Source organism: Streptomyces sp. SID486, assembly GCF_009865385.1.
Classification (GTDB): Bacteria; Actinomycetota; Actinomycetes; order Streptomycetales; family Streptomycetaceae; genus Streptomyces.
In genome coordinates this window covers 1-528 of record NZ_WWJT01000422.1, presented here as the reverse complement: position 1 = coordinate 528, position 528 = coordinate 1, and the positions used below count along the sequence as shown (strand labels likewise).

At 65.0% G+C, this 528-nt stretch carries 1 protein-coding gene; it reads left to right on the top strand.

Going from position 1 to position 528, the window contains the following annotated elements:
- A partial coding sequence (locus tag GT045_RS19980; protein ID WP_202528529.1) for a cbb3-type cytochrome c oxidase subunit I occupies positions 1-528 on the top strand: 528 nt, incomplete at both ends.

Below are 528 nucleotides of genomic sequence, written 5' to 3'. Positions count from 1 at the left end.
CCTGGCCGCCGCGCTGTTCGCCCTGGAGGCGGACCGTCAGTTCGGCGCCCACGTGTACGACGCGGCCAACGGCGGGCCCCTGTTGTGGCAGCACCTCTTCTGGTTCTTCGGCCATCCCGAGGTGTACATCATCGCCCTGCCGTTCTTCGGGATCGTCACCGAGATCATCCCGGTGTTCGCCCGCAAGCCGATCTTCGGCTACATGGGCCTGGTCGCCGCCACCATCGCGATCGCCGGTCTGTCGGTGACGGTGTGGGCGCACCACATGTACGTCACCGGTGGTGTGCTGCTGCCGTTCTTCGCCTTCATGACCTTCCTGATCGCGGTCCCGACCGGTGTGAAGTTCTTCAACTGGATCGGCACGATGTGGAAGGGCTCACTGTCCTTCGAGACGCCGATGCTGTGGGCGGCCGGCTTCCTCGTGACGTTCCTCTTCGGCGGGCTGACCGGTGTCATCCTGGCCTCGCCGCCGATGGACTTCCACGTCTCCGACTCGTACTTCGTGGTGGCCCACTTCCACTACGTGGT